Source organism: Microbacterium sp. NPDC057741 (assembly GCF_042798735.1).
Lineage (GTDB): Bacteria > Actinomycetota > Actinomycetes > Actinomycetales > Microbacteriaceae > Microbacterium.
This window is the reverse complement of sequence record NZ_JBHVJW010000001.1, coordinates 544,427-569,693: the sequence shown is the minus strand read 5'-3', so window position 1 is coordinate 569,693 and position 25,267 is coordinate 544,427. Positions and strand designations below refer to the sequence as shown.

Here is a 25,267-nt window from a genome sequence, read left to right as displayed (position 1 = left end):
ATGAGAAAGGCCCCGTCCGAGGACGGGGCCTTTCTCATGAGCTCTGTGGTGGATCAGCGCGGGCGCTGCGCCCGGGCCTTCATCGGATCGATCCCCTTCGGGATCGGCAGCGAGGTCACCGACTGCGAGACCGACTCGATGCGCTTGATCACGGCGGCCATCGTGGCCTTGTCGATCTTCTTGGGCAGCTTCTTGATCGTCTTGGCGAGATCCTTGATCTGCACCTCGTCCTCGCCGTGACCGACGTAGAGAACCGTGACCGGCACTCCGGTCGCCACGCGCTGGGCCTTCGAGCGCTCCTCGTTCACGAGGCGCGTGAGGCGACCGCGTGCGCCCTCGCCGACGACGACCACGCCGCCGCGGCCGACCGCACGGTAGACCGCCTCCTGCGTCTTGGGGTTGATGCCGGCAGGCGTGTCAGATGCCTGCCAGTTGCGACCGAGGCTGGTCGAGAGCACGTGACCGCTCGCACCGGGCATGCCGTCGATCTTCTGGTACATCGCGCTCGTGGAGAGTCGGGTCATCAGCATCATCGCGCCGAGCAGACCGAGCATGAGGCCGGTCACGCCCCACAGGATGATCGCGAACACGCCACTCGGCGGGATCAGGTATCCGAGGATCACGCCGATCAGCACGCCGCCCACGACGATCGCGGCCTGGGCCCAGGGGAGCCAGCCGTAGATCTCGCGCGTGAAGCGGAACAGGGACTTCAGTTGGGAGAAGAACCCAGGTCGCTTCTCAGGTGCGGAATCACGCTTTGCCATGGGTACCAGCCTACCGGTCGCCCGGGGCGCGTCGCCGCCGGTGACTCATCGTGCACAGGCCGAGGTGTGGAAGGTGTCCTGCACAGCCTCGGGATTCCGGGGCGGGCAAGGGCACGCACTGCGCTGGGATGGCGAGATGACAGACAACAGATCGCCCGCGGCACTGGTCGGCGGCGTGCACCGCCGCATCCGTGTGCTCGATCCGCAGGAGGGTCCGTTCCGCGGCGAGCTGATCGCAGACGGCGAGGACGTGCGTGTGCGCACGGATGCTGCCGGATGCGTCGGGGAACCGTTCTGGGCGTACGGGGGCGCCGACCACGTGGCGGGTCCGCTCGACCTCGTGCGCCGCGCGGACGGCACCGATGTCCTCCTGCCATGGTGCACGGAGCGCGTCGGGGTATTTCTCGGCCGCCGCGTCGCCGCCGCGCAGCCACTCGGAACCGGGGAGAGCGTCACGTTGGTCGGCAGCCTGCTGCGCGGCCTCATGGAGCTCGACGGAAGCCCGTTGCCGGGAACCTGGTGGCTGACCGACGGCGGCCGGCCGTTGTTCGTCCTCGGCACGGGGGAGTCGGCGGCGGAGGCCACGCGCGCAGTCGTCGCCCGTGTGCGTGCGAGTGGGTCTGATCGGAGCCTGGAACGACTCCTCGCAGACATCGAGTCCGGCCTGTTCGATCTGCGCGCTGCGCGGCGTCGGATGGACCGATGGGAGGCCGACCTCACCGAGCTCGCCGCGCCGCGGCCTCTTCAGCGTGAGGTGTTCGCTCCCGCCGCGGCGGCAGCAGTCGTGGAGGACCGCTTCCCGGCGGATGTGGATGGCCTGGAAGCTCGCGGCGTCGGATGGCGCACGGTCCTCGTCGGATGGCTGGGGGCCGCGCTCGACGCCGGGCGCGCGCACCTGGGGCGCGCGCTGCGGCTGGGCAGACATGCTCCTGTCGGGTCAGCGCCCGAGCGTTCATCCGCTACGAGTCGAGCCGGGCGTCGCCGTCCGCTCCTCGTCGGCCTGGCTGCCGCAGTCATCGTGCTTGCGGGCGGGCTGCTGTGGCCGAGTGGTGACGCCGACGAGGCGGCATCGGCTCAGGATGCCGAGAAACCGGCCGCGACGGAGATCAGTCCCGCGGCGAGCTCGCCGGCCTCGCCCCCGGCGCTCACACAGGACCCGGTGGCGGAGCAGACGGTCGACCCCGCCGCTGCTGCACCGGCACTCCTGAAGCGGATCGCGCGGTGCGTGCGGGAGCACGACGAGCGCTGCGCGGACGCCGTCGTCGACGGATCGGAGTCGGCGGTGCTCAAGGCCGTGCAGGCCACGGATGCCGGCGATGACGTCGCACTCGTCGACTCCTACGGTGACATCGCGGTGATCCGTCGCGGCGGCCCGGAGGAGGAGCAGCAGATCCTGGTGCTCCTCCTCCAGAAAGACGAATGGCTGGTCCGCGACGTCTATGCCGTCGCGGACCAGCCAGGATCGTCGTGAGGCTTACGCGCCGAGCACGGCGGCGAAGTCCGCCGCCTCGAGACGGGCCTTGATCGCGCCCAGGAAGCGGGCGGCGTCCGCGCCGTCGATGATCCGGTGGTCGTACGAGATCGCGAAGTACACGTACGAGCGGACCGCGATAGCGTCGACGCCGCCGACGTTCACGACGCCGGGGCGCTTGAACACGACGCCGGTGCCGAGGATCGCGGACTGCGGCAGGAACACGAGCGGCGTGTCGAACAGCGCGCCGCGCGAACCGGTGTTGGTCACCGTGAAGGTGCCACCGGCGAGCTCGTCCGGCTTCAGCTTGTTGTCGCGCGTGCGGGTGGCGAGATCGGCGATCTCGTGCGCCAGCTGGGCGAGGTTCTTCGTCGCCGCATCGCGCACGACCGGCGTCAGCAGGCCGCGCTCGGTGTCGACCGCGATGGAGATGTTCTCCGTCGCGGGGTAGACGATGCTGTCGCCGTCGACCGTCGAGTTGATGATCGGGAAGGCCTGAAGCGCCTCAGCGGCGGCGAGGGTGAAGAACGGCAGGAAGGAGAGCTTGTCGCCCGTCTTCTGCTGGAACGCCACCTTGACGCTGTCGCGGTACGCGGCCAGGGCCGTCACGTCGATCTCGACGAACGTGGTCAGCTGTGCCGTCTGCTGCATCGATGCCACGGCGCGCTCGGCGACGACCTTGCGCAGACGGGACATCTTCTGCGTGGTGCCGCGCAGCGGGGAGACCTCGAGCGCAGCCGGAGCGGCGGCGACCGGTGCAGCCGCCGCGGCAGGCGCCTGCGTCTTGGTCTCCGCAGCCTTCAGCACGTCCTCCTTGCGGATGCGACCGCCGACGCCCGAGCCCTGCACGCTTGCCAGATCGACACCCTGCTGCGCGGCCAGGCGGCGCACGAGCGGGGTGACGTAGAGGTTGTCCGAGCCGGTCACGTCGGCAGCGGGTGCCGGAACCGGAGCAGCCGCGGGAGCCGGGGCGGGCGCCGGAGCAGCAGCGGGTGCGGGAGCAGCCGCCGGAGCGGGAGCAGCCGCGGGAGCGGGAGCAGCCGGTGCCGGAGCAGCCGCAGGTGCCGGAGCAGCCGCAGCGGGAGCACCGGAGCCGACGCGAGCGAGCACGGCGCCGACGGCGACGGTCTCGTCCTCGGCGGCGACGATCTCCTGCAGCACGCCGGCGACAGGCGACGGAATCTCGGTGTCGACCTTGTCGGTCGAGATCTCGAGGAGCGCCTCGTCGACCTCGACGCTGTCACCGACCTGCTTGAGCCAGCGGGTGACGGTGCCCTCGGTGACGCTCTCGCCGAGCTCAGGAAGCACGATGTCGGTGGCGTCGCCGGACGCCACGGGGGCGGCGGGCGCCTCGGCAGCGGGTGCCGGTGCGGGCGCCTCAGCGACCGGTGCCGGAGCGGCGGGTGCAGGTGCCTCAGCGGGTGCAGGGGCAGCGGCAGCAGGTGCCTCGGCGGCCGGGGCCGCGCCGGAACCGTCGCCGATGCGGGCGAGCAGCGCGCCGATCTCGACCGTCTCGTCCTCTTCGACCAGGATCGCCTCGAGCACGCCGCTGACGGGTGCGGGGATCTCGGTGTCGACCTTGTCGGTCGAGATCTCGAGGAGGCCTTCGTCAGCCTCGACGGTGTCGCCGACCTGCTTGAGCCAGCGGGTGACCGTACCCTCGGTGACGCTCTCTCCGAGAGCGGGGAGGACCACGGATGTGCTCATGTCGGAGTCTCCTTCAGGATGTTCGTGTGGTGTTCAGCTTAGTGGCCTTGACCGCGCAGAGACAGAACGAAACTTCCACAATGCGCGAAAAAGTTTTCACAATGCGTGCAAAGGCTTCCCGGCGAGGGCCAGGAAGGCCTCGCCCAGAGCCTCGCTCTGAGTGGGGTGTGCGTGGATCAGCGGTGCGATGTCCTCAGGGTGCGCCTCCCACGCGACGGCCAGCTGACCCTCGGTGATCAGCTCGCCGACGCGGTCGCCGAGCAGGTGCACACCCAGCACGGGACCGTCCTTGAGACGGACGACCTTGACCAGGCCTCCCGTGCCGATGATCTCGCTCTTGCCGTTGCCCGCGAGGTTGTAGTCGTACGAGACGACCTGCTCCGCGCCGTGCGCGGCCACCGCCGCCTCTTCGGTGATGCCGACCGAGGCGACCTCGGGGCTGCAGTACGTCACTCGCGGAATGTTCGCTTCGGGCATCGGAGCCGGGCTCAGCCCGGCGATGCGCTCGGCGACCGCGATGCCCTGCAGGAACCCGCGGTGCGCGAGCTGGAGACCGGGGACGATGTCGCCGACGGCCCACAGTCCGGGAACGCCCGTGCGCAGCTCCTCGTCGACGATCACGAAACCGCGATCCATCGTGACGCCGGCCTCGGCGAAGCCGAGATCGGCGGTGGCGGGACCGCGACCGACGGCGACCAGCAGGTAGTCGGCCTCGAGGGTCTTGCCGTCCTCGAGGGTGACGGTGACGGCATCCGCGGTCTGGGTGGCGGACTGGAACCGCACGCCGAGCGAGTACGCGATGCCGCGACGGCGGAATGCGCGCTCCAGGCCCTTGCTGAGGGCGATGTCCTCGTTCGGGACCAGGTGCGGCAGAGCCTCGATGATGGTCACCTCGGCGCCGAACGAGCGCCACACGCTGGCGAACTCGACGCCGATCACACCGCCGCCGAGGATGAGAACGCGTGCCGGCACCTCGTCGAGGGCGAGCGCCTGCTCGCTGGTGAGGATGCGGCCGCCGATCTCGAGCCCGGGGAGCGACCTGCTGTACGAGCCCGTCGCGAGCACCACGTCGGCGCCCACGTAGCGGTCCTCGCCGACGACGACGGCGCGGTCGGTGTCCAGGCGCCCGGCACCCGCGACGACGGTGATCCCGCGCGCCTTGATCAGGCCCTCGAGACCCTTGAACTTCTTGGCGACGATCCCCTCGCGATAGGAGCGGACGCCGGCGGCGTCGATCCCCTCGAGGGTCGCCGTCACGCCGACGGATGCCGCGTCGCGGACGTGCTCGGCGACCTCGGCCGCGTGCAGCAGCGCCTTGGTCGGGATGCAGCCTCGGTGCAGGCAGGTGCCGCCGACCTTGTCCTTCTCGATCAGGGCGACCTTCTTGCCCAGCTCCGCAGCACGCAGCGCGGCCGCATAGCCGCCGCTGCCGCCGCCGAGGATGACGACGTCGAAGGTGTGGGTGGTCATCATGCCTCCTTGGCGGATGCTTCGGCGAACGCGATCAGCGAGCGCACGGTGGCCCCGGTCGGGCCCTTCTCCGTGAAGCCGTACGCCGACCCCTTGTGCTCACCGGAGCCGGCGATGTCGAGGTGGATCCAGGGGATGCGGGGTGCGTCGGCTTCGTCGGACGTGCGGCCGACGAAGCGACGGAGGAACAGGCCGGCGAACAGCGAGCCACCGGAGCGGTCGCCCATGTTCGCGTTGACCATGTCGGCGATCGGCGAGTCGAGCGACTCCTCCATGTGGTCGGGAAGGGGGAGCGGCCAGGCGAGCTCGTCGGCGCTCTCCGCGGCCGACAGGTACTCGGCGACGGCGTCCTCGCTGCCCATCACCCCGGTGTGGCGCATGCCGAGCGCGACGATGATCGCGCCGGTGAGAGTGGCGACGTCGATGATGACGTCCGGATTCTCGCGGCTCGCCGCCACGAGGCCGTCAGCCATGACCAGGCGACCCTCGGCGTCGGTGTTCAGCACCTCGACGGTCTGCCCGTCCAGCATCCGCAGCACGTCGCCGGGGCGGGTGGCACGGCCGGAGGGCATGTTGTCGGCGATGCACATCCAGGCGGTCACCCGCACCGGAAGACCAAGAGCTGCGATCGCGCGCACAGCGGCGAGCGTCGTGGCGGCGCCTGCCATGTCGAACTTCATGCCGACCATGCTGGCGGCGGGCTTGAGCGAGAGCCCGCCGGTGTCGAAGGTGATGCCCTTGCCGACCAGAGCGATGTGACGGGTCGCGCCGGCGGGGGAGTAGTCCAGCCGCACAAGGCGCGCGGGGCGGTCGGAGCCGCGCCCCACGCCGAGGATGCCACCGTAGCCCTGCTCCTCGAGCTGCTTCTCGTCGAGCACATCGACGGTGACGGCCAGATCCTTGACCACGTCGACAGCGCTGTCGGCGAGCTGTGCGGGGCTCTGCCACTCCGCGGGGACGTTCACCAGGTCCTTGACCAGGGCGACTGCCTCAGCGACGGCGACGGCACGGGAGACGTCCGCGTCGGTCAGTTCGGCGTGCAGCACGAGCTCATCGGCTCGCGACGGGCCGCGGTCGCTGCGGTAGTCGTCGAAGCGGTAGCCGCCGAGCACGGCCCCCTCGGCCGCGGCGGCGGCGTGCGCATCCGCGCCGGGGGCGAACCCGACGGCGACGCGGCTGAAGCCGGTCAGCGTGCGGACGGCGGTCGCGACGGCATCGCGCACGGCGGCGGCGGTCTGCTCCTTGCCGATGCTGACAACGGTCAGCGGCAGCGCGGTGATCTCGGGCAGGTGCACGCGAGCGTGTGCGCCGGCGGAGCCGCGGAAGCCGACGCCGGAGAGGAAGTCCGCGAGACCCGGGTAGGCCGTGAGCGCTTCTGGCGTGGCCTCCGGATCCTGGATCACGAGCACTGCGGCGTCTGCAGCGCTTTCGGGGAACGTTTCGGTCGTGTGCGAGAGCGCGGGTAGCGTCATGCCTCCCATCCTATTCAGGGATGAGAGCGCGAGACCGCCGTGCTGTTCGCTCTCAGCATGAGAGCCGCGGCCCCGTGGGCAGGACCGGCTCGTAGCATGGAAGCATGCCCTTCACCGGAGACGTCCACGAACGCGTCGCGAACGCCCCGGTCGTGCCGACCGGATTGCCGCTCGTCATCCTGCTCACCGGGTTCACCGACGCGGGCAACGCGGTATCCGGTCTGATCGACCACCTCGAGGAGACGGCCGGCCCGCAGCCGATCGTCGTCTTCGACAATGACATGCTGTTGGACTACCGCGCCCGACGTCCTGTCGTCTCCTTCGATCAGGATCACCTCACCGAGTTCCGTCCCGCGCGGCTCGAACTCTCCCTCGCGCACGATGCGCTCGGGCAGCAGTTCCTGCTGCTCGCCGGCTACGAGCCGGACTTCGCCTGGAATGCATTCTCGGACGCGGTCCTCGAACTGGCGACCGAGTTCGAGGTGTCCGGTGTGTCCTGGGTGCACTCGATCGCCATGCCCGTTCCTCACACACGTCCGATCGGCACCACCGTCAGCGGCAACAGGCGCGATCTCATCGGCGCGCACTCGGTCTGGCGCCCGCGCACACAGGTGCCGTCGACCGCCGGCCACCTTCTGGAGTATCGCTTCGCGCAGCAGGGCGATCGTGTGGTCGGATTCGTGCTGCTCGTGCCCCACTACCTCGCCGACACGGAGTATCCGGATGCTGTCATCACCGCCGCCGATCGGCTTATGGCGGCCACCGGGCTGGTGCTGCGGATGGACGAGGTGCAGGAGAGCCGCGAAGCGTACGTATCGCGGGTCGAGGAGCAGGTGCAGGGCAACGACGAGCTGATGCAGATGGTCCACACGCTCGAGCGCCGCTATGACGCGTACATGGCCGGACGCGACCCTGAGGACGTCGATGAGGGCGGCTTCGACGAGCGCGACCTGCCCAGCGCCGACGAGATCGCGGCGGAACTGGAGAGGTATCTGGCGTCCCGCCCGACCGGCGAGGAAGACGGGAAGCGCGGCTGACGACGGAAATCGGCGTCGATGTCATCCACACGCTCTCGGGTGTGTGATAATGGACATTCGACCCATTGTCAACCGTCGTTTTCGCGTTCGGACTTGACAAGGGTCTTACTAGTGTCCGAAATCTCCCGGGGCGTGCGCACCGCCCCGTGAAAGGCGAAACGTGACTCAAGCCACGACCAAGAAGAGCCGGACGACCAAGACGACGACCCCTGCCGAGGCCGAGCCCGCTGAGGTCGACGCGGTCGACGCCGCAGAGCCTGCCGCGAAGCCCGCGGCGAAGAAGGCCGCGCCCGCCAAGAAGGCCGCTGCGAAGAAGCCTGCAGCGAAGCGCACCAAGAAGAAGGACGACGACGAGGGCGACGACACCGCCGAGGACGTCCACACCGACGACAGCGCCGAGGACGACGACGAGGGCGACAAGAAGCCGGCCTTCACAGAGCCGCTGCCCACGGGCGCCATCGTCATCACCTCGAACGACGAGGACGACGTCCCGGTCTACTCGACCCAGATCACCGGCGCCACCGCCGACCCGGTCAAGGACTACCTCAAGCAGATCGGAAAGGTCGCGCTGCTGAACGCGGCCGAAGAGGTCGAGCTGGCGATGCGGATCGAGGCGGGTCTGTTCGCCGAGGAGAAGCTGTCGGTGATGACCGCGGCCGAGAAGACCAGCCAGCTGGGTCTCGACCTGCAGTGGGTCGCCCGCGACGGTCAGCGTGCGAAGAGCCACCTGCTCGGCGCCAACCTGCGCCTCGTGGTCAGTCTCGCCAAGCGCTACACCGGTCGTGGCATGCAGTTCCTGGACCTGATCCAGGAGGGCAACCTCGGCCTCATCCGCGCGGTGGAGAAGTTCGACTACACCAAGGGCTTCAAGTTCTCGACCTACGCCACCTGGTGGATCCGTCAGGCGATCACCCGTGCCATGGCAGACCAGGCCCGCACGATCCGCATCCCGGTGCACATGGTCGAGGTCATCAACAAGCTTGCCCGCGTGCAGCGCCAGATGCTGCAGGATCTGGGCCGCGAGCCCACCCCCGAGGAGCTGTCCCGTGAGCTCGACATGACCCCCGAAAAGGTCATCGAGGTGCAGAAGTACGGCCGCGAGCCGATCTCGCTGCACACCCCGCTCGGCGAGGACGGTGACAGCGAGTTCGGTGACCTCATCGAGGACACCGAGGCCGTCGTCCCGGCGGACGCCGTGGGCTTCACCATGCTGCAGCGTCAGCTCGAGCAGCTGCTCGACTCGCTCTCCGAGCGCGAGGCGGGCGTGATCCGCATGCGGTTCGGTCTCGGCGACGGTCAGCCCAAGACGCTCGACCAGATCGGCGACACGTTCGGCGTCACGCGTGAGCGCATCCGTCAGATCGAGTCGAAGACGATGGCCAAGCTGCGTCACCCGAGCCGTTCGCAGTCGCTGCGGGACTACCTCGAATGATGGCGGCCGCCCCTCAGGCGCGGTCGGCGGGGCCCCGGTACATCGTTCCGGTTCTGGCGGGCAAGCTCGCGCGTTTCGCGACGCGCCTGCGCGGTGGCGGCTCGGCGTTCCCGGGGTACCTGACCAACCGGATGGCGCCGTCCCTGCTGCCGACGCTCGCCGACCAGTTCCGCTACGGCGTGATCTTCGTGCTCGGTTCGAACGGCAAGACCACGACCACCCACATGGTCAGCGAGGTGCTGCGCGCGCACGGTCTGAAGGTCTTCACGAACCCGACCGGGGCGAACCTGCCCCAGGGCGTGACGAGTGCGCTGCTGGCCGATGCGTCGCTCACCGGCCGGATCAAGGCGGACGTCGCGGTCCTCGAGATCGATGAGGGCTACGCCGCCGACCTCGCCGATCGGCTCTCGCCGTCGGTGATCCTGTCGCTGAACGTGCAGGTCGACCAGCTGTTCCGCTTCTTCGAGACCGAACGCGTGGCCGACATGATGCTGGATGCCTCGACCCGAGCCTCCGGTCATGTCGTGGTCAACCGCGACGACCCGTACCTGTCGAAGATCGACGAGGGCGCCATGAAGGCGCCGGTCTCGTTCTTCGGCATCTCCGAGGAGATCGTCGCGGCATCCGCGCACGGACTGTCCAACGCTGCAGACACTCGCAGCGGCACCGCCGGCACCGTCACGAGAGCGGCTTACGCCGAGGTGTGCGAGGTGTCCGGTCGCGACATCGTCGTGAACGTCGACGGCACGGATGCCCGGATCACGCTGCCCGCGCGAGGTCTGCACTACGCGGCCGACGCTGCGGCGGCGCTGACGGTCGCCGCCCGCGTGCTGGGCGACGAGTTCGATGCAGGTCGCGCGGCCGCAGGGTTCGCGACGATGGCGCCCGCTTACGGCCGCGGAGAGGTCATCCCGCTGCGCGGGAAGCCCGACGGCGAGCAGGTCGAGTTCGTCATGTTCAAGAACGCGCCCAGTCTGCAGATGAACCTGGACGCCCTCGACGGCACTCCCGAGCGTGCGCTCATCGCGATCGACGACGGCACTCCCGACGTCTCGTGGCTGTACGACGTGGACTTCGCCCCGCTGCCGCGGGTCGATGTGGTCACCGGCGAGAAGGCCCACCAGCTCGCTCTCGCGCTCGCCTATGCGGGCGTGGAGATCGGCACGGTCGAGCCTGACATGGAGAAGGCCGTGGAGCTCATGCGCTCGTTCCCCGAGACCACGGCGGGCCGTCAGATCTGGTTCGTCAACTACGAGCTCATGATGACTGGCCGTCGCATCCTCGGCCGCGAAGAGCAGGAGACGCGCCGATGACGCAGGTCACCATCGCCCAGCTGTACCCGGTCGAGCTCGGTGTCACCGGCGACCGCGGCAACGTCCGCGCGATCGAGCGGCGCTTCGCCGCTCGCGGCGTGGAGACCACCACCGTGCTCGTCGCCCCCGGCGAGGAGCTTCCCACTGAGATCGACGTGCTCGTGATCGGCAACGGCCCGCTGTCCGCACTGCGCGGGGTGCACGCCGATCTGATCGCCCGGAAGGAGCGCATCGCGGCGTACGTCGCCGACGGTGGCGTCCTGTTCTCGGTCGGAGGTTCCGCGGAGCTGCTCGGAGAGGGCCTGGATGCTCCCGACGGTGAGAAGCTCGCAGGGATCGGCGTGCTGCCGTACAGTGTCGCGCGCGTCAGCGATCGCCGCGTCGGCTACATCATCGTCGACACCCCGGACGGCCCTGTGGTCGGCTTCGAGGATCACGCCTCGGAGTGGACTCTGGCCGATGCGGATGCCGCTTACGGCGCGGTCCGCGACGGTCAGGGCAGTTACGCGCGAGAAGAGGGCCGCGGCGAGTTCGTGCGCGCGGGCAATGCCTTCGCGAGCAACGTGCAGGGCCCGGTGCTGCCGCTGAACCCGGCACTGACGGACGTGCTCGTGGATGCGGCCGCCGCGCGACGGGGGCTGACGCTCGCCTCTGCGACGCACAGCCATCTCGACGAGTACGCCGAGGCCGCGCGCACCAAGATCCTGATGCGCCCGACCCGCGACAAGGGCTTCAAGACCATCAAGGTGTGACGGAGTGCATCCGGTGAGTTCCGCCACGAACAGTGCGCTGCCGCGTGCCGTCCTCTCCCGAGCCGCGCTGTCGACCGCAGCTCAGGCGGCGGGGGACGCGGGCGGCACCCGCGCGGACCTGCGCAGGGATGCCTGGGGCCACGGCGTGATCGAGGTCGCGCGCACGGTCGTCGGCGCCGGCATCCCGCAGGTCCTCGTCGATGACGAGGAGACCGCGCGGGGCCTTCGCAGCGCGGGCATCGATGCAGTGACCGCCGGCACGCCTGACATCGACCCGCACCTGCTCTACGGCCTGCCTGGCGGCGGCACGGCGCCCGTCATGCGTCTCATCGGCACCGTGATGTCGACCAAGCAGCTGTATCCCGGTGACGCGGTCTCCTACGGATACACACACCGCGCCACCTCCGATACGACTGTCGCTCTGGTCACCGGGGGCTACGCCCAGGGCATCGTGCGCGCTCTGGGGAACCACGGCCTCGCCGAGATCGACGGCGTGCTGCGTCCGATCATCGGACGAGTCGCGATGGACGTCTGCGTCGTCGACCTGCAGGGCGCAGGCGCCGCGGAGGGCACGGAAGTGACCTACTTCGGCGGCACCGGCCCCGCCCGGGAGACTCTGGCGGACTGGGCGCGGATCACCGGCCTCACCGTCGGAGAACTCGTCGTTGTGGCGGGCATGAGTTCAAGGCGGGAGTGGCGAGTATGAGCGTGCCGGTGCTGGAGGTCTCGCGAGCGGTGCTGCAGAGCAACATCGCCGCGGTGCGTGCACAGATCGCTCCGAGCGAGTTCATGCTCGTGATGAAGGACGACGCCTACGGTCACGGAGTGGAGTGGACCGTGGACGGCGCCGCGGATGTCGCCTGGTTCGGGTCGTACGACATCGAGTCCGCGCTGCGCATCCGCGCGCGCCGCGACGACGCCCGTGTCTACGCCTGGGCGACGTCGACGGATGCCGAGGTGGCCGCGGCGATCGAGGCGCGCATCGACCTCGGCGTCGGCACCCTGCCATACCTGCGCCGCGTGATCGCACAGGCCGACCGCCTGCACACCGCCGCGCGCGTGCACCTCAAGATCGACACCGGCCTGCATCGCAACGGCGTGCGGCCCGAGGACTGGGTCGACTTCGTCGCCGAGGCCCGCGCTGCCGAGCGGCGCGGCATCCTTGCAGTGGTCGGCGTGTGGAGTCATCTCGCCGAGGCCAGCGACACCGAGGACGACGACGCGGCCGCGGAGTTCCGAGCCGCGGTGCGATCCCTCCGTGACGCCGGGGGAGCACCAGAGGTGCTGCACCTCACAGCCTCCGCGGCATCCTGGTGGCGCTCGGACCTGCGGGGCTCACTGAGCCGCATCGGAGCGTTCTGCTACGGCATCCGCTCGGCAGACGGGCCGCGGATACCCGGCGTCGAGCCGGTGGCCGAGCTGCGCGCGCCGGTGCTGTCGGTGCGCGAGGACGGTGTCGAGATCGGCATCGGATCGTTCGACGGCCTGCCCTCGGCTCTCTCGGGTGCCGAGGTGGGCACACCGGCGGGTGCACGCGTGCTGCGTGAAGTCGGTGCGATGACGAGCATCGTCGACGCCTGGCCCGGTGCCTCCGTCGGCGACGTCGTCACCGTGTTCGGCCGAGGGGCGCAGGGCGATCAGGACGCCACGGCACTGGCGGAGCGGATCGACACCGTGGGTGAGGAGATCCTGCTGCGTCTGACGCCGCGCGTCAGACGCGTCGAGCTGCCCTGACCACCGACAGCCGGTCAGACCGCAGGTCGATCAGACCGCGTCGGCGAGACGCGCGGTCTCGTCGTGCCAGCTTGTGGCGACGGCGCGCAGCTTCTCTTCGTACTTGCGCCCGTGGTGAGCGCAGAACAGCAGCTCCGAGCCGTTCACCTCTGCGGCGATGTACGCCTGCGCACCGCAGGAGTCGCACCGGTCGGCGGCCGTCAGGCGGTACTCGACGGTGGACGGGTCACGTTCGGTCGTAGCGTTCATCTCGGTTCCTCCTCGGGCTCGGACGTCTGTGTGATCGTGCTCAATACAACCACGCCGTCCTGTGAGCAATGCCCGCGGGACGGCGTGTTTCGCTCTGCGCGTACTGAACCGTTACCGCGCGTGGCGATGGGGGAGTGTCGGCGGAGTCCCGGACGGATCGGCGAATAGAATTGATGACTGTGACCGCCGAGTACTCCGCCCATCATCTGCAGGTCCTCGAAGGGCTCGAAGCGGTGCGCAAGCGCCCCGGCATGTACATCGGGTCGAACGGCTCGCCGGGTCTGATGCACTGCCTTTGGGAGATCATCGACAACGCGGTGGACGAGGCAGTGGCCGGTAACGGCACGAAGATCGACATCTTCCTGCACTCCGACGGTAGCGTCGAGGTGCATGACCGCGGTCGCGGCATCCCTGTCGACGTCGAACCGCGCACCGGCCTGACCGGCGTCGAGGTCGTCTTCACCAAGCTGCACGCCGGTGGCAAGTTCGGCGGCGGCTCGTACGCGGCATCCGGTGGTCTGCACGGTGTCGGCGCCTCCGTCGTCAACGCGCTCTCCGAGCGCCTCGACGTCGAGGTCGACCGCGGCGGCAAGACCTACGCGATGTCCTTCCACCGTGGCGAGCCCGGTCTCTTCGACGACGCCGGCGGCGAGAAGCGCCCCGACGCCCCGTTCACGCCTTTCCAGGAGAAGAGCGAGCTGCGCGTGGTCGGCAAGGCGCCGAAGGGCGCCACCGGCACCCGCATCCGCTACTGGGCGGATCGTCAGGTCTTCACGAAGGACGCGGCATTCCAGCTCGGAGAGCTGGAGAACCGGGCGCGCCAGACCGCGTTCCTGATCCCCGGGCTCGAACTGGTCGTCCGCGATGATCGCGCCGACGAGATGAACGAGACGTCCTACCACTACGAGGGGGGCATCTCGGAGTTCGTCGAGTACCTCGCCGCCGACGCACCGGTCACCGACACCTGGCGCATCCAGGGCGAGGGCACGTTCAAGGAGACCGTGCCTGTGCTGCAGGCCGATGGACACATGGTCGCGACCGAGGTCGAGCGTGTGTGCGCCGTCGACATCGCGCTGCGCTGGGGCACCGGCTACGACACGACAACGCGGTCATTCGTGAACATCATCGCCACGCCCAAGGGCGGCACCCATCAGCAGGGCTTCGAGCAGGAGCTTCTGAAGTCGCTCCGCGGCCAGGTCGAGCAGAACGCGCGTCGGCTGAAAGCCGGCAACGACAAGCTCGAGAAGGACGACGTGCTGGCCGGGCTCACCGCGGTGCTCACCGTGAACCTGCCCGAGCCGCAGTTCGAGGGGCAGACCAAGGAGGTGCTGGGCACGCCGGCCGTGCGCTCGATCGTGTCCCAGGTGGTCCGCAAGGAGCTCGCCGCACGGTTCAGCTCCACCAAGCGCGACGACAAGAGCCAGGCCGCCCAGCTGCTGGACAAGGTCGTCGCCGAGATGAAGGCCCGTGTGTCGGCGCGTGCGCACAAAGAGACGCAGCGTCGCAAGAGCGCGCTGGAATCGTCGTCCCTGCCTGCGAAGCTGGTGGACTGCCGATCCAGCGACGTCACGCAATCGGAGCTCTTCATCGTCGAGGGCGACTCTGCACTCGGCACTGCCCGCCACGCGCGAAACAGCGAGTTCCAGGCGCTGCTGCCGATCCGCGGCAAGATCCTCAACGTGCAGAAGGCGTCGGTCAGCGACATGCTCGGCAACGCCGAGTGCGCGGCGATCATCACGACCATCGGCGCCGGATCCGGCCGCACCTTCGACCTCAGCCAGGCGCGATACGGCAAGGTCATCCTGATGAGCGACGCCGACGTCGACGGCGCACACATCCGTACCCTGCTGCTGACTCTGTTCTTCCGCTACATGCGTCCGCTCGTCGAGGCGGGCCGCGTGTTCTCGGCGGTGCCACCGCTGCACCGGGTCATCGTGATGAACCCCGGCTCGAAGCCGAACGAGACGATCTACACCTACTCCGAGGCCGAGCTGCACACGCTGCTCGCCAAGCTGCAGAAGTCCGGCAAGCGCTGGCAGGACCCGATCCAGCGCTACAAGGGTCTCGGTGAGATGGACGCCGATCAGCTCGCGAACACGACGATGGAGAAGTCAGGCAGGCTGCTGCGCCGCGTCACCGTCGAGGACGCGGAGGCTGCGGATGCCGCGGTGCGCACCTTCGAGCTGCTGATGGGCAACGACGTCGCGCCGCGTCGCGAGTTCATCATGAGCTCGAGCGACAGGCTGAGCCGCGAGTCGATCGACGCGTGAGCGAGGTCGTCGCGCCGGTGCTGAGCGAGTTGCGGCTGCGGCCGGCGACTGCGGACGATCTCGAGGAGGTCGTCGCACTCAAGGCCCGAGTCCTGCGCGCCGATCTCGAGCGGCTGCTCGGCTGGGATCCGGAGAAGTCACGGGCGCGCGTCGTCGAGCACTTCTCGCCGGCCCATACCCGAATGATCCTCGTCGGCGACGTGACGGCGGGCACGATCACACTGCGTCCAGAGGGTGAGGATGTCTGGCTCGAGATGTTCTATCTCGACGACGAGCATCAGGGCCGCGGGCTCGGCACGGCGGTGCTGGCGACGGTGCTGGCCGAGACGACCGCGCCGCTTCGTCTGCAGGTGCTGGTCGGCTCACCCGCCCAGCGGCTCTATGCCCGTCACGGCTTCGTCGTCGAGGAGGACGACGGCATCGATGTGTGGATGCGGCGGGAACCAACCGGTGTCGGGCCTGACACGGCGCCCACCGGCGTCCGGATCGCGGCCTGGGAGGGTGACGCGGAAGCTCTCCGACAGGCTGCGGATCTCTACGGGCGTGTGTTCGCCGAACCGCCGTATGGCGACGACATCGAGCAGAGCCGACTCTCCTTCGTAGAGCGCGTGAATCGGAACTCGGTTCTCAAACCGGATTTCCGGCTGGTCCTCGCCGTCGAGGGCGCGAGGGTCGTCGGACTGGTGATGGGCGCCGGGATCGCGGATGGCGATTGGTGGCGCGACCGCATCGCCGGTGCGCTCGAGCCCGGGGCTCGTGGCATGTGGCTCGGCGAGGAGTGCTTCTCGGTGGAGGAGCTCGCCGTGGAGCCCGAGCATCGTCGCTCGGGTCTTGCAGGCCTGCTCATGGCAGCGGTGCTCACAGGGCTGCCCCACGAGACCGCGGTGCTCGGATGCTACGCCGCGGCGCACGGCGCGCGACGGTTCTATGCGTCACAGGGCTGGGAGGAGATCGCTCGCGGACTGCGAATCGCAGAAGGACCGGCGATCGACATCCTGGGGAGCCGTCTCCGGGGAACTGACCCGAAGGACGGATCCGAGGGCATGACGTCGCGTGGCGCAGCGAAACGCCCTGGCAGGCGCGGTTCCGCCTGACAGACTGAGGCGATGATCGCACTCGTCTCGGCGCCGTCCAACCTCGGACTCCGACCACCGGAACGTGGCGCGGTGCCCGGCGCCTCGAAGGCACCGGAGGCATTGCGCGAAGCCGGACTGCATGAGCGCATGCAGCGGGACGGTGCCGTGGACGCGGGAGTCGTCCTGTCCGGTCGCTACGTCGAGGATGAGAACAGGGCGCCGGGATCGCCTCGTAACCTTCAGGCGATGATCGCCCACTCGAGACGGCTCGCGCAGCGGCTGGTCTCGGTGCGTGCCGAGCAGCGGGTCCCGATCGTGCTCGGCGGCGACTGCAGCATCCTCCTCGGAGCGGGTCTTGCCTCGCGCACGCTCGGAGGAGGAGGGCTGATCCACCTGGACGGGCACACCGACTTCCGGCATCCGGGCAACGACCCCGCGTGCGGCGCGGTCGCGGGTGAGGACCTCGCCGCCGCGATCGGCCTGCACGCTCCGGAGATCGCGGACATCGACGGACGCGGCCCGTATTTCGATCCCTGGCGCACCGCCCACCTCGGATGCCGGGAGGACGACGACCACGTGCGAGAGGTAAGCGACACGATCGAGGTCACGATCCCCGCGGCCGAGGTGCTCCGCAACGGTGCGGCCGCGGGGATCGCACGGCTCCTGGGCACCGCGGGACTGGAGCGCGGGTTCTGGCTGCATGTGGACGCGGACATCCTCGACCTCGAGTACATGCCTGCTGTCGACAGCCCGAGCACCGGCGGCCTCTCACCGGAGGAGTTGCGCACCCTGCTCCTGGCGCTCGCGCCGCGTGCATGGGGCGCCTCGATCACGTGCTTCGACCCGGACCTCGATCCAGAGGGGATGCACGCGCAGCTGCTCGCGGACCTGATCGCAGAGGGGTTGGGACAGCTCGGCACCGAGCTCGACGACTAGCCGATCGCCGTCCCCACCGAGGCGATCACGGCGTCGAGGGGCTGCCCGGATCCGTCGCGCTTCGCCCCGGATTCCGGGAGCTGACGCGCGGCCCCGTCGGCACCGAGAGCGCGGGGCTCCGCGCCGACCCAGGCCAGGCGCAGGCGATCCTCACCCTTCAGAAACGCGTGCGCGCGGACCCCGCCGGTCGCGCGCCCCTTTCCGGGGAACTCCGAGAACTGCGAGACCTTCGCCCGGCCGTTGTCGGTTCCGGCCAGGACGGAATCGGCGCCGGAGATCGTGATCACCACGGCGTCCTCGGGTGAGGACACCACGGTGAACGAGATCACCTCGGCACCGCCGCCGAGCTTGATCCCGGCCATGCCGCCTGCCGGGGCACCCTGCGGGCGCACGTTCGAGGCGGCGAAGTGCAGCAGCTGCGCGTCGGAGGTCACGAAGACCAGCTCGGTGTCATCCGTCGCGGGCGCGGCACCCACCACGACATCCTTCGGTTTGAGGCCGATGATCTCGATCTCGGGCCGGACGGGAATCGCCGAAGGGACGACGCGCTTGACCACTCCGTCCTTCGTGCCGAGTGCGAGTGGCGTCTCGTCGTCGAAGCGGATCAGCGCGAGCACGCGCTCGGACCGATCGGTGATGCCGAGATAGTCGGCGATGCGCACGCCCGCTCCCAGACCGACTGACGTCGCGGGCACCGCCGGGATGTCCACCGGTGTGAAGCGGACGACCCGCCCCCTGCTGGTGACGGCGCCGATCTCGCTGCGCGTCGTGGTCTCCAGCCGCGCCACGATCCCGTCGTGCTTGCTGCGACGTGCGGGGGTCGCGATCGCAGTCCCCGGCTCAAGGTCGACGCGCACTGCACGGCCCGTCGTCGACAGCAGCAGCGTCGTCGGGGTGTCCGCGATCTGCAGCTCTGCGGCCGACTTGGTCTGGCGCTGCTTCGGCGGTGCGGCGTTCAGCAGCAGCGTCCGCCGAGGCGTGCCGAAGGTCTCGGCCACGGCATCCAGCTCAGCAGCGACCTGCGCGCGCAGCAGCGCGGGGTCGCCGAGCAGTGTCTCCAGCTCGGCGATCTCGGCCAGCAGCTTGTCCCGCTCGGTCTCGAGCTCGAGACGGGAGAACTTGGTCAGGCGGCGCAGCCGCAGCTCGAGGATGTACTCGGCCTGGACCTCGTCGAGCTCGAAGACCTGCTGCAGGCGGGTGCGCGCGGTCTCGGAGTCGTCGGACGAGCGGATGACCTGGATGACCTCGTCGATGTCCAGGATCGCCAGCAGCAGACCTCGCACGAGATGCAGGCGCTCGTTGCGCCTGGCCAGGCGGTACTGGCTGCGCCGGGTGACGACCTCGATACGGTGCGCGAGGTAGACGCGCAGCAGCTCCTTGAGCCCGAGTGTGCGCGGCTGTCCCTCGACCAGGGCGACGTTGTTGATCGAGAACGAGTCCTCGAGCGGCGTCAGCCGGAACAGCTGCTCCAGCACCGCGGCCGGGTCGAAGCCGGTCTTCACCGTGATGACGAGGCGCAGACCGTGCTTGCGGTCTGTCAGATCCTGCACGTCGCTGATGCCCTGGAGCTTCTTCGCGCCCACGGCATCCTTGAGCTTCGCGATCACTCGCTCAGGACCGACCTGATAGGGCAGCTCGGTGACGACGATGCCGGTCTTGCGCGGACCGAGCGACTCGATCGACGTCTTCGCGCGGAGCTTGAATGCGCCGCGGCCATCCGTGTACGCCTCCTTGACCCCGTCCAGCCCCATCAGGATGGCACCCGAGGGGAAGTCCGGACCGGGTACGAACTCCATCAGGTCCTCTGTCGAGGCATCCGGGTTCTCGAGCAGGTGGGTCGCGGCGGCGACGACCTCGATGAGGTTGTGCGGCGCCATGTTCGTCGCCATGCCGACGGCGATGCCGCTGGCGCCGTTGACGAGCAGGTTCGGGAACGCCGCCGGCAGCACGGCCGGCTGCTGGAACTGCCCGTCGTAGTTCGGCACGAAGTCGACGACGTCCTCGTCGAGGCTCTCGGTCATCGCCAGAGCGGATGCCGCAAGGCGGGCCTCGGTGTATCGCGACGCGGCGGGGCCGTCGTCGAGCGAGCCGAAGTTGCCGTGCCCGTCGACAAGCGGCACCCGGAGGGCGAAGTCCTGGGCGAGGCGCACGAGGGCGTCGTAGATCGCCGAGTCGCCGTGCGGGTGCAGCTTTCCCATCACCTCGCCCACGACGCGGGCACTCTTGACGTGACCGCGGTCCGGGCGGAGGCCCATCTCGGCCATCTGGTAGAGGATGCGTCGCTGGACGGGCTTCATGCCGTCGCGGGCGTCGGGGAGAGCGCGGGAGTAGATCACCGAGTAGGCGTACTCCAGGAACGATCCCTGCATCTCCTGCGAGAGATCGATGTCCTGAATGCGCTCGTCGACCGGTTCGGGAGGAGTGGATCGGGCCATGTTGTTTTCGGCTGTGACTTCCTGGGCAACGAATTCAGCGCCGCCGCCTGTGAAAGACTGGCGACGATGACTCTCATGCTACCGGCCGGACCCGCGCAGTCGCGCAGCATCGCCGGGGTGGCGCCCGACCTGCTCGCCTCATTGCGCGGAGAGTCCCAGGCGCTGCGTCCTGTGACATCGGCCGTGCTCGTGGTGGTCGATGGTCTCGGGGCGCTCCCGCTGCGCGCGCACGCCGGGCATGCGCGCACGCTCACCGCCGGGATGGGCAAGAAGGATGCCGCGGCATCCGTGTTCCCCACGACGACCGCTGCGGCATTGACGACGCTGCTCACCGGCGAGATGCCCGGTGCGCACGGCCTGGTCGGCTACCGTGTGCGCGATCCCCATCGTGACGTGCTCGTGAACCAGCTCTCCGAATGGGAGGGCGCGGGGATCGACCCCCTGACCTGGCAGTCGCAGCAGACGATCTTCGAGCGCGCCGCGACGGACGGTCGTCCCACCTTCGCCGTCGGCATCGCCGCCTACGCGCACAGCGGCTTCACGCAGGCGACGCTGCGCGGCGCGACGTTCGTGCCGGCGAAGACGGCCGCTGAGCGCGTGCAGGCCGCGTGGGGGCTCGCCGAGAGCAACCCCGGGTCGCTGGTGTACTGCTACCTGCCCGAGGCCGACAAGGCCGGGCACAAGCACGGCGTGGACTCCGCAGAGTGGGTCGCCGCCCTCGAGGACATCGATGCCGCACTCCGACCCGCGGTCCCGTCAGGCGTGGGTGTGCTGGTAACGGCCGACCACGGCATGGTCGACGTACCCGCGCATCGACAGGTGGTCCTCGACGAATCGGATGGCTGGCACGACGGCGTGCGGCACATCGGGGGAGAGCCGCGGATGCTGCACGTCTACCTCGAACCCGATGGGAGTGGCTCGGGCGTCCTCAGCCGGTGGCGTCGTGACCTCGAGGGCCTCGCAGACGTCCTGTCCAGGGACGAGGCGATCTCCGCAGGGCTGTTCGGTCCTGCGGTCTCTGAGGCGGCCCGCGCGCGCATCGGGGACGTGCTCGCGATTGCTCGTGGCAACCGGGCGCTCTACGACGGTGAAGCCGAGGATCAGCGCGGACGGACGATGGTCGGCCAGCACGGCGCGCTCACTCCGGAGGAGTGGCAGGTGCCGTATCTGCGGTTCGGCGGCTACGCCGCCTGATCACTCGTCGGTGCGGGCGCCGAAGACGATCTCGTCCCAGGACGGCATGGCGCCGCGCCGGCCGCGACGCGCATTGCGATCGGGCTCGGGCTGCTCGACGGGAACGGCGGGCGCCTCCTCCTCTTCGAGTGATTCGAACAGGGCGATGGGGCCCGTCTCGTTCGCATCCTCGCTCTCACCCTCGTCGAGTGCGGGAGCGGTCTCACGCTGGCCGCGGCGGCGGCGCAGCGCCTCGAGCAGATCGGCCGTCTCCGCGCTCGTCTGCGAGTCGGCGGGCGCGTGACGCGCCGCGGCGTCCTGAACCGCGGCCGGTGCACGTACGGGGCCCTCGTCCTCGAGGTCGATGTCGGTGATCTCGGGGGCCGGCACCAGGCGCGGTCCGAATGCTCCGGAGTCGAAGCGGGACTCGTCCTTGTACGGGGAGGTCTTCTCGGTCTCCACCGCGCGCAGGCGCGGGATCAGCCCCTCGGGCAGAGAACCCTGGCGAGAGAGCTGCGTGGCGTCGGCGTTCAGAGGGGAGAGCAGACTGCGGCGAGGATCGAAGCTCCACCGCGCATCGTGCTCGACGTCCTCGGAGACGAAGGCGAGCTTGACGACCCACCCGGTCTCCTCCTTCCAACTCGCCCAGCGCTCGTCGCTCGCCTGCGCATCCGAGAGCTTCGCGCGGATCGCGGAGCCGAAGGTCGGCTGCGCATCGGGCTCGACCTCGCTGCCGATCAGCACGGGAACGGCCAGCGCCTGCCCGACGATGTGCTCGCGCTCGGCGAGCACCGGCCCCTCGAAGCGCTCCACGTCGGAGACGCTCACGCCGAGCAGCTCGGCGACCTCGGCGGCGGAGAGACCGGCGCGGATCTGGGTCTGGATGTCGCGAGGGCTCGCCGCGAGGCGTGCGGGCGCCGCGTCGGCGTCCCTCGACGCGCGGCGGATCTCGCGATGAAGGAGGTCGTCGATGGGGAGCGCGAAGCGCTCGCCCGACTCGGTGGCGAGCACGAGCACGCCGGACTCGGCGCCGACGATGGTGACGTTTTCCATGCGAATGCCCCTCAGGATGGGTGTGCGTTCATGGTGTCACGGCGCACGCATAGGCCCTGGGAATACCGTGGGCGCGCCGTGAGTTTTCCCGGTCGCGTCCCCGGATATTTGCGAAATCATCCGAGGTCGTGCAAACTATGGCCGCCGCACACCCGACGGTGACCCCACACATCATTGTGAAAGTTGAGATTTCCCGCATGGCAACCGACTACGACGCGCCCCGCAAGAGCGAAGACGACTCCGAGTCGATCGAAGCCCTGAAGGAGCGCGTGCCGGACAATCGTGCCGGCTCCAGCAACGACGAGGACTCGGACAACCCCACCGGGTTCGAGCTTCCCGGTGCGGACCTGTCTGATGTCGAGCTCGACGTCGTCGTGCTCCCCGCTCAGCAGGACGAGTTCACCTGCATGAGCTGCTTCCTGGTGAAGCATCGCTCGCAGCTCGACCACGAGGGCCCCGAGGGCCCCATCTGCAAGGAATGCGCCGCCTGACGGCAGCACGCCCTTCGCGCCCCGATCGTCAGATCGGGGCGCGTTCTGTTTCCCGGTGGGCTGCGCCGATGGCGGCGGCGAGACGGTCCGGCGTCCGGGATGAGATCGTCCAGGTGCGGTGCGGGTCGTCCGGATCGGAGAGCGTGACGACGACCACGCCGTCGATGCCGCCGCGCAGCAGGTGCCACCCGTCGCGGGGCAGCTCCGGGCCCCGGGCGCGGCGCGCGTCCTCGCCGGTGCGCTGTTCTGCATCCGCCAGCCAGTGCGCATCGATGTGTGCGCGCCCCGCGCGCAGCACACGGCCGTCGACCTCGACGACGGGGGAGAGCAGGATGCTGGCGGTCACGAGCAGCAGCGAGACGCCGCCGCCGAGCACGAGTGCGAGCGTCGCGCCGATCGGCACGAACACCAGTGCGACCATCGGGCCGGCCAGTGCGATCGTGATCAGCATCCACAGGCTCGGCGTCAGGCGCTCCCGATAGCGGGGACGTGTAGCGGGGGTGTTCATCTGCATTAGCCTCGTCAGGTGACCGATTCCGTGGACGTCCCCATTATCGCCGCCCAGACGCCCGGCTACGCGCATCCGGGCGATGCCGGAGCCGATCTCGTCTCCACCGAGGCCATCCGTCTGGAGCCGGGGGAGCGGGCCCTGATCGGCACCGGCGTGCGCATCGCGCTGCCCGAGGGCTACGCCGCCTTCGTCGTGCCGCGCAGCGGCCTGGCCGCCAAGCACGGGATCACCGTCGTGAACTCCCCGGGGACCGTCGACGCCGGCTACCGGGGCGAGATCAAGGTGAGTCTGCTCAACACGGACAGCCGAAGCGCGTACGATGTGGCGGTCGGAGACCGCATCGCGCAGCTGATCGTCATGCCCGTGACTCGCGCGAACTTCATCCCGATGGACGAACTGCCCGAGAGCGTCCGCGGAGACGGCGGCTTCGGCTCGACCGGGTACACCCAGGGAGAACGATGACTGACAACAACGAGCTTGAGAACGGCGCGGACGCAGTGAAGTCCGCACCCGCCGACCGTGCGACGGCCGGTCCCTTCGATGACTCCGAGGCGAACCCGGTCCGCCCGTACATCGACCTCGGTGGCATCAAGGTGCTGCCCCGCGAGGGCCTGAACCTGCGCCTCGAGGTCGAGGAGCAGTCCAAGCGCATCGTGGCCGTCGGCCTCGACTACGCGGACTCCTCGCTTCAGGTGCAGCCGTTCGCCGCCCCGCGCACGCGTGGGCTGTGGGACGAGACTCGCGTGCAGCTGCGCGACCAGATCCGCTCGCAGGGTGGTCGCGCCGAAGAGCGCGAGGGCACGCTCGGCAAGGAGCTACTCGCCGAGGTGCCCGGCACCGCGGCAGAGGGCTCGGGCCTCCGCCTGGCCCGCTTCGTCGGCGTCGACGGGCCGCGCTGGTTCCTGCGCGGCGTGATCGGTGGAGCCGCGGCGTCCGACCCCCAGGCTGCCGAGCAGGTCGAGGACCTGTTCCGCTCGATCGTCGTGGTCCGGGGCGCATCGCCGATGCCGCCGCGCGATCTCATCCCGCTGCGGATGCCCTCGACGCCGGGCACGGTGTGAGCGACCGCGCCGAACCGGACGACGCCGAGCAGGGCGAGCCCGCGTCCGACGTGCTGGGCGCGGCCTTCGGGGACGCGGCCCGTCGGATGGGCCTGGACGCCGACCGGAGCACGACCACGGGCCACGTGGTGTGGCGCGCGATGGGCGGATGGCGCGGGGTGGTCGAATCGGTCCTTCCCGGGCTGGTGTTCGTCATCGTGTACACGCTGAGGCCCGAGCCGCTGTGGATCTCGCTGGTCACCTCCGTCGGCCTGGCGGCGGTGTTCACGGCCACCCGGCTGATCCAGCGTTCGCCCGCGAGCGCCGCCTTCGGCGGTCTGATCGCGGCCGGCGCGGCCGCTGCCCTTGCGCTGTGGACGGGGCGCGGCCAGGACAACTTCGTCCCGGGCTTCCTCACCAACGCACTCTACGGATCCGCCTATCTGATCACGGCGCTCGTGGGCTGGTCGCTGATCGGCCTGCTCGTCGGGTATCTGATGGGTGACGGCCTCGCCTGGCGCAAGGACAGGCGCAAGCGGCGCACCTTCTTCTGGCTGGGCATCGCCTGGGCTGCGGTGTTCTTCGCACGCCTCGCAGTGCAGCTGCCGCTGTACTTCGCAGGCGACGTCGCGCTGCTCGGCACGCTCAAGATCGTGATGGGGCTCCCGCTGTTCGCCCCGCTCGTCGCCGTCACCTGGCTCGTCGCACGCGCCCTCTATCCAAAGGACCGCGCGGTCGGCGTGGCAGAGGAATCCACCTCTGAATAGTGCTAGATTTATCTTGACATCAAGATAAATCTCACGCTTCCGCCAATGCGCGCGGCGGCGCAGACTGGTAAGGCCCGCCTTGCTAGCCATGGCATGTGCACGGCGAGCAAGATG

23 protein-coding genes are annotated in these 25,267 nt (G+C 69.5%); 15 read left to right on the top strand and 8 right to left on the bottom strand.

Translation table 11 applies throughout. From position 1 onward, the window contains the following. Nucleotides 1–53: 53 nt before the first annotated feature. Nucleotides 54–764, bottom strand: a complete 711-nt coding sequence (locus tag ACFVDO_RS02800) for a DUF4191 family protein (RefSeq protein ID WP_378860144.1) — start codon at nt 762–764, stop codon at nt 54–56. 136 nt (nt 765–900) lie between these two features. Between ACFVDO_RS02800 and ACFVDO_RS02795 the strand changes: the two genes are divergently transcribed. After that, nucleotides 901–2,235: a hypothetical protein gene (locus ACFVDO_RS02795; RefSeq protein ID WP_378886827.1), complete on the top strand. Its 1,335-nt coding sequence runs from the start codon at nt 901–903 to the stop codon at nt 2,233–2,235. 3 nt (nt 2,236–2,238) lie between these two features. Here the strand turns inward: ACFVDO_RS02795 and sucB are convergent, their stop codons facing one another. The 3 genes from sucB to ACFVDO_RS02780 form a co-directional block, all read right to left on the bottom strand. Further along, nucleotides 2,239–3,942, bottom strand: a complete 1,704-nt coding sequence (gene sucB, locus ACFVDO_RS02790; protein WP_378859643.1) for a 2-oxoglutarate dehydrogenase, E2 component, dihydrolipoamide succinyltransferase — start codon at nt 3,940–3,942, stop codon at nt 2,239–2,241. A gap of 96 nt (nt 3,943–4,038) precedes the next feature. Then, entirely contained in the window at nt 4,039–5,412 is a 1,374-nt protein-coding gene (gene lpdA, locus ACFVDO_RS02785) for a dihydrolipoyl dehydrogenase (protein ID WP_378859644.1), read from the bottom strand. Continuing rightward, nucleotides 5,412–6,884 (bottom strand): leucyl aminopeptidase, encoded by a 1,473-nt coding sequence (locus ACFVDO_RS02780; RefSeq protein WP_378859645.1) that lies wholly within the window; start codon nt 6,882–6,884, stop codon nt 5,412–5,414. Before ACFVDO_RS02780 ends, lpdA begins: the two co-directional genes overlap by 1 nt. Before the next feature lie 104 nt (nt 6,885–6,988). Between ACFVDO_RS02780 and ACFVDO_RS02775 the strand changes: the two genes are divergently transcribed. The 6 genes from ACFVDO_RS02775 (at nt 6,989) to ACFVDO_RS02750 (ending at nt 13,152) form a co-directional block, all read left to right on the top strand. Beyond that, nucleotides 6,989–7,921 (top strand): proteasome assembly chaperone family protein, encoded by a 933-nt coding sequence (locus tag ACFVDO_RS02775; RefSeq protein WP_378859646.1) that lies wholly within the window; start codon nt 6,989–6,991, stop codon nt 7,919–7,921. A 160-nt stretch (nt 7,922–8,081) separates the two neighbouring features. After that, on the top strand, nt 8,082–9,353 hold the full coding sequence (locus ACFVDO_RS02770; protein ID WP_378859647.1) for an RNA polymerase sigma factor: 1,272 nt from the start codon (nt 8,082–8,084) through the stop codon (nt 9,351–9,353). Further along, nucleotides 9,353–10,666: a MurT ligase domain-containing protein gene (locus ACFVDO_RS02765; RefSeq protein WP_378859648.1), complete on the top strand. Its 1,314-nt coding sequence runs from the start codon at nt 9,353–9,355 to the stop codon at nt 10,664–10,666. The genes ACFVDO_RS02770 and ACFVDO_RS02765 overlap by 1 nt, the downstream gene beginning before the upstream one ends. Beyond that, nucleotides 10,663–11,418: a type 1 glutamine amidotransferase gene (locus ACFVDO_RS02760; protein WP_378859649.1), complete on the top strand. Its 756-nt coding sequence runs from the start codon at nt 10,663–10,665 to the stop codon at nt 11,416–11,418. The genes ACFVDO_RS02765 and ACFVDO_RS02760 overlap by 4 nt, the downstream gene beginning before the upstream one ends. 13 nt (nt 11,419–11,431) lie before the next feature. After that, entirely contained in the window at nt 11,432–12,124 is a 693-nt protein-coding gene (locus ACFVDO_RS02755; RefSeq protein WP_378859650.1) for an alanine racemase C-terminal domain-containing protein, read from the top strand. Next, nucleotides 12,121–13,152 carry an alanine racemase gene (locus tag ACFVDO_RS02750; RefSeq protein ID WP_378859651.1) on the top strand — a complete coding sequence of 344 codons (1,032 nt, stop codon included), beginning with the start codon at nt 12,121–12,123 and terminating at the stop codon, nt 13,150–13,152. The genes ACFVDO_RS02755 and ACFVDO_RS02750 overlap by 4 nt, the downstream gene beginning before the upstream one ends. 30 nt (nt 13,153–13,182) lie before the next feature. Here ACFVDO_RS02750 and ACFVDO_RS02745 read toward each other — a convergent pair whose 3' ends face one another. After that, the gene (locus ACFVDO_RS02745; protein ID WP_378859652.1) at nt 13,183–13,401 is read right to left on the bottom strand and encodes a hypothetical protein; all 219 of its coding nucleotides are present in this window, start codon (nt 13,399–13,401) and stop codon (nt 13,183–13,185) included. A 173-nt stretch (nt 13,402–13,574) separates the two neighbouring features. Here ACFVDO_RS02745 and ACFVDO_RS02740 point away from each other — a divergent pair, with 173 nt between their 5' ends. The 3 genes from ACFVDO_RS02740 to ACFVDO_RS02730 are packed head-to-tail and all read left to right on the top strand — an operon-like array spanning nt 13,575 to nt 17,683. Further along, entirely contained in the window at nt 13,575–15,671 is a 2,097-nt protein-coding gene (locus tag ACFVDO_RS02740; protein WP_378859653.1) for a type IIA DNA topoisomerase subunit B, read from the top strand. Beyond that, entirely contained in the window at nt 15,668–16,765 is a 1,098-nt protein-coding gene (locus tag ACFVDO_RS02735; RefSeq protein WP_378859654.1) for a GNAT family N-acetyltransferase, read from the top strand. Before ACFVDO_RS02740 ends, ACFVDO_RS02735 begins: the two co-directional genes overlap by 4 nt. A 12-nt stretch (nt 16,766–16,777) precedes the next feature. Beyond that, the gene (locus ACFVDO_RS02730) at nt 16,778–17,683 is read left to right on the top strand and encodes an arginase family protein (RefSeq protein WP_378859655.1); all 906 of its coding nucleotides are present in this window, start codon (nt 16,778–16,780) and stop codon (nt 17,681–17,683) included. Here the strand turns inward: ACFVDO_RS02730 and ACFVDO_RS02725 are convergent. Then, nucleotides 17,680–20,118, bottom strand: coding sequence for a DNA topoisomerase (ATP-hydrolyzing) subunit A (locus tag ACFVDO_RS02725; RefSeq protein WP_378859656.1), 2,439 nt, complete (start codon nt 20,116–20,118; stop codon nt 17,680–17,682). The genes ACFVDO_RS02730 and ACFVDO_RS02725 overlap by 4 nt on opposite strands. A 66-nt stretch (nt 20,119–20,184) precedes the next feature. On the opposite strand from ACFVDO_RS02725, the gene ACFVDO_RS02720 reads away from it, so the two are divergent. Continuing rightward, nucleotides 20,185–21,312, top strand: coding sequence for an alkaline phosphatase family protein (locus ACFVDO_RS02720; protein WP_378859657.1), 1,128 nt, complete (start codon nt 20,185–20,187; stop codon nt 21,310–21,312). Here ACFVDO_RS02720 and sepH read toward each other — a convergent pair whose 3' ends face one another. Next, nucleotides 21,313–22,344: a septation protein SepH gene (gene sepH / locus ACFVDO_RS02715; protein ID WP_378859658.1), complete on the bottom strand. Its 1,032-nt coding sequence runs from the start codon at nt 22,342–22,344 to the stop codon at nt 21,313–21,315. It lies immediately after the preceding gene. Between the two features lie 197 nt (nt 22,345–22,541). On the opposite strand from sepH, the gene ACFVDO_RS02710 reads away from it, so the two are divergent. After that, nucleotides 22,542–22,835: a DUF4193 domain-containing protein gene (locus tag ACFVDO_RS02710; protein WP_378859659.1), complete on the top strand. Its 294-nt coding sequence runs from the start codon at nt 22,542–22,544 to the stop codon at nt 22,833–22,835. Between the two features lie 28 nt (nt 22,836–22,863). Here the strand turns inward: ACFVDO_RS02710 and ACFVDO_RS02705 are convergent, their stop codons facing one another. After that, on the bottom strand, nt 22,864–23,343 hold the full coding sequence (locus ACFVDO_RS02705; RefSeq protein WP_378859660.1) for a DUF3093 domain-containing protein: 480 nt from the start codon (nt 23,341–23,343) through the stop codon (nt 22,864–22,866). 18 nt (nt 23,344–23,361) lie between these two features. Between ACFVDO_RS02705 and dut the strand changes: the two genes are divergently transcribed. The 3 genes from dut to ACFVDO_RS02690 are packed head-to-tail and all read left to right on the top strand — an operon-like array spanning nt 23,362 to nt 25,153. Further along, nucleotides 23,362–23,808 (top strand): dUTP diphosphatase, encoded by a 447-nt coding sequence (gene dut, locus ACFVDO_RS02700; RefSeq protein WP_378859661.1) that lies wholly within the window; start codon nt 23,362–23,364, stop codon nt 23,806–23,808. Further along, complete coding sequence (locus ACFVDO_RS02695) at nt 23,805–24,407, top strand: DUF3710 domain-containing protein (RefSeq protein ID WP_378859662.1); 603 nt, start codon at nt 23,805–23,807, stop codon at nt 24,405–24,407. The genes dut and ACFVDO_RS02695 overlap by 4 nt, the downstream gene beginning before the upstream one ends. After that, a complete protein-coding gene (locus ACFVDO_RS02690) occupies nt 24,404–25,153 on the top strand; it encodes a DUF3159 domain-containing protein (protein WP_378859663.1) in 750 nt (249 codons plus the stop codon). Before ACFVDO_RS02695 ends, ACFVDO_RS02690 begins: the two co-directional genes overlap by 4 nt. The last annotated feature ends 114 nt before the right edge of the window (nt 25,154–25,267 follow it).

Excerpts from the sequence above, each read along its gene's own strand:
- ACFVDO_RS02745 (WP_378859652.1), bottom strand. The coding sequence starts at position 13,401 with ATGAACGCTACGACCGAACGTGACCCGTCCACCGTCGAGTACCGCCTG.
- ACFVDO_RS02775 (WP_378859646.1), top strand. The coding sequence starts at position 6,989 with ATGCCCTTCACCGGAGACGTCCACGAACGCGTCGCGAACGCCCCGGTC.
- lpdA (WP_378859644.1), bottom strand. The coding sequence starts at position 5,412 with ATGACCACCCACACCTTCGACGTCGTCATCCTCGGCGGCGGCAGCGGC.
- ACFVDO_RS02710 (WP_378859659.1), top strand. The coding sequence starts at position 22,542 with ATGGCAACCGACTACGACGCGCCCCGCAAGAGCGAAGACGACTCCGAG.
- ACFVDO_RS02765 (WP_378859648.1), top strand. The coding sequence starts at position 9,353 with ATGGCGGCCGCCCCTCAGGCGCGGTCGGCGGGGCCCCGGTACATCGTT.
- ACFVDO_RS02695 (WP_378859662.1), top strand. The coding sequence starts at position 23,805 with ATGACTGACAACAACGAGCTTGAGAACGGCGCGGACGCAGTGAAGTCC.
- ACFVDO_RS02740 (WP_378859653.1), top strand. The coding sequence starts at position 13,575 with ATGACTGTGACCGCCGAGTACTCCGCCCATCATCTGCAGGTCCTCGAA.
- ACFVDO_RS02720 (WP_378859657.1), top strand. The coding sequence starts at position 20,185 with ATGACTCTCATGCTACCGGCCGGACCCGCGCAGTCGCGCAGCATCGCC.
- ACFVDO_RS02780 (WP_378859645.1), bottom strand. The coding sequence starts at position 6,884 with ATGACGCTACCCGCGCTCTCGCACACGACCGAAACGTTCCCCGAAAGC.
- ACFVDO_RS02800 (WP_378860144.1), bottom strand. The coding sequence starts at position 764 with ATGGCAAAGCGTGATTCCGCACCTGAGAAGCGACCTGGGTTCTTCTCC.
- ACFVDO_RS02750 (WP_378859651.1), top strand. The coding sequence starts at position 12,121 with ATGAGCGTGCCGGTGCTGGAGGTCTCGCGAGCGGTGCTGCAGAGCAAC.
- ACFVDO_RS02725 (WP_378859656.1), bottom strand. The coding sequence starts at position 20,118 with ATGGCCCGATCCACTCCTCCCGAACCGGTCGACGAGCGCATTCAGGAC.
- ACFVDO_RS02705 (WP_378859660.1), bottom strand. The coding sequence starts at position 23,343 with ATGAACACCCCCGCTACACGTCCCCGCTATCGGGAGCGCCTGACGCCG.
- sucB (WP_378859643.1), bottom strand. The coding sequence starts at position 3,942 with ATGAGCACATCCGTGGTCCTCCCCGCTCTCGGAGAGAGCGTCACCGAG.
- ACFVDO_RS02795 (WP_378886827.1), top strand. The coding sequence starts at position 901 with ATGACAGACAACAGATCGCCCGCGGCACTGGTCGGCGGCGTGCACCGC.
- ACFVDO_RS02760 (WP_378859649.1), top strand. The coding sequence starts at position 10,663 with ATGACGCAGGTCACCATCGCCCAGCTGTACCCGGTCGAGCTCGGTGTC.
- sepH (WP_378859658.1), bottom strand. The coding sequence starts at position 22,344 with ATGGAAAACGTCACCATCGTCGGCGCCGAGTCCGGCGTGCTCGTGCTC.
- ACFVDO_RS02730 (WP_378859655.1), top strand. The coding sequence starts at position 16,778 with ATGATCGCACTCGTCTCGGCGCCGTCCAACCTCGGACTCCGACCACCG.